We start from the raw sequence: 5,337 nt of genomic DNA, 5'->3' as shown, positions 1-5,337 counted from the left end.
TGGCGCGACGCGGGATCCGCGGTCGCCGTCGCGCCGCGCGATGTCGAGCACGGCGAGGCGCGCGACCGCGGCCACCTCGTCGTCTCCGCGCGCGATGTCGGCGACCAGGGCCGCGATGGCCTCGCCCGCGGGCCGGTCACCGAGGGCAGCCACCGCGGCGGAGCGGGTGAGCGGGCCCTCGGCCACGGCGGGGGCGATGCGGAGGAGCACGCGCTCGGGGATCCGGCCGGGCACGAGGCCGACGGTCTCCACGAGGCGCGACCGGGCGTCGTCGCCCTGCACGCCGAGCAGCGCGTTCTCGAGCGCCAGCGCGACGTGCTCGGGCGTCGAGGCAGCCCACTGCTGCAGGGTGCGCTGCGCGAGCATGCCGGGGAAGCCGCCCTCGACGACCATCGCGACGAGGCCCGAGACCGCGTCGAAGCGCGGCAGGCGGGTGCCGAACGCCCAGGCCGCGTGCTCGCGGATCCACCGGGTGTCGTGGTCGAGGAGCGCGACGAGCGCGTGGTCGGCGGCCTCGTCGAAGACCTGGGCGAGCGCGTGGATGGCGGCGACGGCGGTGAGCTGGTCGGCGGGGTCGGCGGCGGCGCGGGCGAGCAGGCGCACCGCGCGTCCGCCGCCGTCGCGGCTGGCGGCGACCGTGAGCTCGTCGGCCTCCTGCATCACGTCGAGGATGCGCGCGGCCTGCGCGACCTGGTCGAGGCTCGTCTGGATCCCCATGCTCGTGCCCCTTCTCGGGTCGGTGCTCCTCGTGACGGGACGCGCCGCACGCGGGGGCGTCCGCCCCCGGGACAGCCTCCCGGCCCTCGCGAGTATTCCCCAGTCCGCTGCGAGAACCCAACCGCGCGCCCGGGACGGCCACCGGCCCGGGTGACCCGCGACCCCGCGCGTACGCTGGCGAGCATGCCCCGCCCCGCGACGACGCCCCCGCAGATCCGCTTCGGCATCGTGGGGAGCGGCTGGCGCAGCGCCTTCTTCCTGCGCATCGCGCGCGCCCTCCCGGAGCGCTTCGCCGTGTCCGGGCTCGTGACCCGCAGCGCCGACACCGGCCGCGCGCTCGAGGAGGAGTGGGGGATCCGCACCTTCCGCACCGCGGCCGAGCTGCTCGCCGCCGAGGCGCCGTCGTTCGTCGTCGTCTCCGTGCCGCGGACCGCCGCGCCCGACGTGATCGCCGACCTGGTCGACCGCGGCGTCGCCGTGCTCACCGAGACGCCGCCGGGCGAGACCGTCGCGGACCTCGAGCGGCTCGACGCGCTCGTGAAGCAGGGCGCGCGGATCGAGGTGGCCGAGCAGTACCCGCTCTCGCCGCTGCTCGCCGCGCAGCTGGCGATCGCCGCCGGCGGTCGGCTCGGGCGGATCAGCCAGGCGACCGTCGCGCAGTGCCACGACTACCACGGCGTCCGCGTGATGCGCCGGGCGCTCGGCATCGGGTTCGAGGACGCCACCATCACGGCGCAGCGCTTCTCGTCACCGCTCGTGGCCGGGCCCGACCGTGACGGGGATCCCGTGCGCGAGGAGGTCGTGACGGCCGTGCAGACCACCGCGCGCTTCGACTTCGGCGACCGCCTCGGCGTCTACGACTTCGCCGACCGGCAGTACTTCTCGTGGATCCGCCGCAACCGGCTCCTCGTCCGCGGCGAGCGCGGCGAGATCGTCGACGAGCACGTGAGCTGGCTCCTCGACGCGACGACGCCGACGTGGGCCGACATCACGCGGATCGAGACCGGGCAGGGCGGCAACCTCGAGGGCCACCACCTGCGCGGTCTGCTGCTCGGATCCGAGTGGGTCTACGAGAACCCGTTCGCGCCCGGCCGCCTCGCGGACGACGAGATCGCCGTCGCGCAGTGCCTCGTCGAGATGCACGCGCACGCGGCCGGCGGCCCGTCCACCAACTCGCTCGCCGAGGCGTCGCAGGACCACCACCTCGCGCTCCTCATGCACGAGGCCGCGACCACCGGGCAGCCCGTCCGCAGCACGCGGCGGGCGTGGGCGGACTGACGTGCTCCGGCGCCGGCGCGGGTTCGGCGGGCCGCCTCAGCCCGCCAGGTGCCGTCGGATCGCCTCGACGCCGACCTCCACCTCGCGGAACGACGTGGTGAGCGGGCTGAGCCCGAGGCGGAGGCCCGACGGCGCGCGGAAGTCGGGGATCACGCCCTCTTCCCACAGCGCGCCGACGATGTCGCGGAAGCGCGGGTGGTCGACGCTCACGTGGCTGCCGCGGCGGTCCTCGTCGCGCGGGCTCGCGACGCGCGCGCCGAGGGGCACGAGGTCGCGCTCGACGAGGTCGAGGGCGAAGCCGGTGAGCGCGAGCGACTTGGCGCGGATCGCGGGCATGCCCGCCTCCTCGATGAGCGCGATCATGTCCTGCATCGCGAGCATGCCGACGATGGGCGGCGTGCCGCTGAGGAAGCGGCGGATCCCGTCGGCCGGCTCGTACACAGGCCCCATCGCGAAGACGTCGCGCGCGCCCATCCAGCCCTGGATCGGCTGCCGCAGCTCCTGCTGGAGGTCGCGACGCACGTAGCCGTGCGCGGGCGCGCCGGGCCCACCGTCGAGGTACTTGTAGCTGCAGCCGACCGCGAGGTCGACGCCCCACGCGTCGAGCTCGGTGGGGACCACGCCGACGGAGTGGCAGGTGTCCCAGAGCACGAGCGCGCCGGCGTCGTGCACGATGTGCGTGATCCCCGGCACGTCCGCGAGGAACCCCGAGCGGTACGCGACCTGGCTGAGCACGACGAGCGCGGTCCGCTCCCCCACGGCCTCGGCGACGAGATCCGGCGTGACCCCGGCGTCGGGCGCGACCTCGATCCACCGGATCGTCATGCCGCACTCCTCGGCGACGCCCTCGAGCACGAAGCGGTCGGTCGGGAAGTTGTCGGTGTCGATCACGAGCTCGTCGCGGCCGGGGCGCGCGCGGACGGCCGCGCGGACGAGCTTGTAGAGGATCACGGTGGTCGAGTCGCCGATGAACGTCTGGCCGGCCGCCGCGCCGAGCGTGACGCGGCCGAGGTCGTCGCCGATGCGCGTCGGCATCGCGAGCCAGTCCTCGTCCCAGCCGCGGATGAGGCGGCCGCCCCACTGGTCGCGCACGAAGGACGCGACGCGGTCGACGCTCGCGCGGGTCGGCCGGCCGAGCGAGTTGCCGTCGAGGTAGGCGACCACGTCGTCGGCCTCGACGAACAGGTCGCGGAACCGCGCGAGCGGGTCACGCGCGTCGAGCTCGGCGGCTGGCGGGATCGGGCGGGTGGCGGGGGCGTCGGGTGTCACCTCCGCAGCCTACGAGCCCAGCCGGAAGACGATGCGAGCCGTGGCACCCGGAGGTGCCACGGCTCTCGAGCTCCGTCGCTACTGGGCGGCGAAGTAGTACGGGTCGGCGAGGATGCCGGGTCTGACGGCCCAGGTCCCTGCGGCCGCATCCGCGGTGGGGATGGCGATGACGACGTTGCCAGTCCCCGAAGCCCCGGGGAACAGCTCGTTGATCGAGTCGAACTGCGGCTCGGGGGCGACGGCGAAGGAGTCGGACGTGGTGTGCGTCGTGCCTGCCGCGGAGACGTACTCGACGCCGATCTCGAACATCGGGCTGGCCGACTCGGTACCCACGTACTTCACCGTGACGGGCACCATCGCGTACTGCGTACCGGCGGGAGCGGGATCGTTGAACATGTTCTCGGACGTGACCGCCGCGTTGGCATCGAGGACGGGAGCGCCGAGCGTGACCTCCCACTCAGGGGATCCACCGGAGAGACCCGTCACGACCGTGCCGATGGGAGCGGGGTTCTCCCGTGTCCCGACGGCCGGGCCAGCCTCCTCCTCGGTCTCGTCCAGCGGAGCCGCGGAAGACCGAGAGCCGCCCTCGCTCCGCGGAAGGCTCTCGGAGACGGCTGCCGCGAACCCGACGGTGTAGACGACCGCGAGGATGACGCTGAGGACGAGCGCCAAGACGCCAACGATCAAGCCAGCCAGAGCGAGCGGCTTCCCCGCCTTGTGCCGCGCCAGCGCCACGATGGCGAGGACGATGGCGACGATCGCGGGGATGAAGACCACGTAGTTGAGGAACGGGATGAAGGCCCCGAGGAAGGCGACGATCGAGACGATGAGGGACGCGATGGCGAGGCCCTTCCCGCCGGAGGGGCCCGCGGGAGCGGCAGGCGCGTAGGGAGTCGCGTACCCGCCCTCGGGTGCGGGAGGGGGTGCGGGGTAGGAGTGCTGTTCGGGGGTCGAGTTCGGGTCTCGTGCGTCGGTCATGGGCACTTCTTACTAGAGCGACGGCGGCCGACAGCCCCGAAAGGGCCTCCTGCACCGCGAACTGGGGCCACCGATCAAGCGCTTCGTACCCTGTGGGCGGCCCGTCGGCACCACGTGCTCGCGAAGACGCCCCGAGAGCGGCTTGCCCGAACGAGGTATCAGCCGGCCCGGAAGTAGTAGGCGTCCGCGATCATCCCCGGAGCCGTGGCCCAGAGGCCGTCGGCGGCGCCGTCGATCGGGATCTCGATGACCACGTTCCCGGTCGCGGTGCCCTGCGGCTCGAGCAGCTCCTCGTTGTCCGTGAAGGCGGGCGCCGGCGCGAGCGCGAAGCTGTCCGCCGCGGAGTACTGCGAGCCGTCCGCGGCGAGGAACCCGACAGCCAGCTCGGACAGCGGATCGCCCTCGGTCGTTCCGAGGTAGGTGGCCGTGACCGGCACCACCGCGTACTGCATGCCGTCCGCGGGCGGCGGGTTCCCCTCCTCTGCCGCGAGCACCGCGGCCGTGGCGTCGAGGATCGGCGTGCCCAGCGTGACCTGCCACTCGGGCCCGTCGATCCCGTCACCCGTGACCGGGGTGCCGATGGGGAGCGGGTCGTCGGGGCTCGTGCCGGGGAGGGCGGTGGCGTCGTCGTCGCCGGAGGTCGGCTCCGGGCTCGCGAAGCCGGAGCCGGGGTCCGCGGTCTCGATGGCGTCGGAGACCGAGCTCACGAAAGCGAACGTGTAGACGAGCGCCAGCACGATGCTGAGGACGAAGCCGACGACGCCGAGGATGAGGCCCGCCAGCGCCAGCGGCTTGCCGTCCGTCCGCCGGGCGAGCGAGACGATGGCCAGCACCACGGCCACCAGCGCGGGCACGGCTGTGACGTAGTTGAGGACCGGGATGAACGCGCCCACGAATCCGGCGATGCCCACGACCAGCGCCGCGATGGCGAGGCCCTTGCCGCCGCGGGGACGCGGCGGCTGACCGGAGACGTAGGGCGGGGCGGCGGGCGGCGCGTAGCCGGGACCTGACGGTGCGCTGCCGGGGCCGGGGCCGGACGGCGCGTAGCCGGGGCCGGGCGCTGCTGCGCCGGCCGCTGCCCCTGCGCCCGTCGGA

General features: G+C 74.2%; 4 protein-coding genes and 1 pseudogene. 1 reads left to right on the top strand and 4 read right to left on the bottom strand.

Translation table 11 applies throughout. The features are described 5' to 3' along the window. Positions 1-717 (bottom strand): annotated as a pseudogene (locus tag HDR73_RS10230) (glycosyltransferase); the annotation flags it as partial. A 183-nt stretch (positions 718-900) separates the two neighbouring features. Between HDR73_RS10230 and HDR73_RS10225 the strand changes: the two are divergent. Then, positions 901-1,995, top strand: coding sequence for a Gfo/Idh/MocA family oxidoreductase (locus HDR73_RS10225; protein ID WP_012297726.1), 1,095 nt, complete (start codon positions 901-903; stop codon positions 1,993-1,995). A 36-nt stretch (positions 1,996-2,031) separates the two neighbouring features. Here HDR73_RS10225 and HDR73_RS10220 read toward each other — a convergent pair whose 3' ends face one another. The 3 genes from HDR73_RS10220 to HDR73_RS10210 all read right to left on the bottom strand — a co-directional run. Beyond that, positions 2,032-3,264, bottom strand: a complete 1,233-nt coding sequence (locus tag HDR73_RS10220; protein ID WP_012297725.1) for a kynureninase — start codon at positions 3,262-3,264, stop codon at positions 2,032-2,034. A 78-nt stretch (positions 3,265-3,342) separates the two neighbouring features. Further along, positions 3,343-4,242, bottom strand: coding sequence for a DUF4190 domain-containing protein (locus HDR73_RS10215; protein WP_041464280.1), 900 nt, complete (start codon positions 4,240-4,242; stop codon positions 3,343-3,345). Between the two features lie 158 nt (positions 4,243-4,400). Continuing rightward, positions 4,401-5,337 (bottom strand): DUF4190 domain-containing protein (locus tag HDR73_RS10210; RefSeq protein ID WP_287136432.1); only part of this gene is annotated, 937 nt, incomplete at its 5' end.

The sequence above is a fragment of the Clavibacter sp. genome (assembly GCF_014802555.1).
Classification (GTDB): Bacteria; Actinomycetota; Actinomycetes; order Actinomycetales; family Microbacteriaceae; genus Clavibacter; species Clavibacter sepedonicus.
Note: the sequence above shows the minus strand (reverse complement) of the source record. Positions and strands in the feature narration are given on the sequence as shown.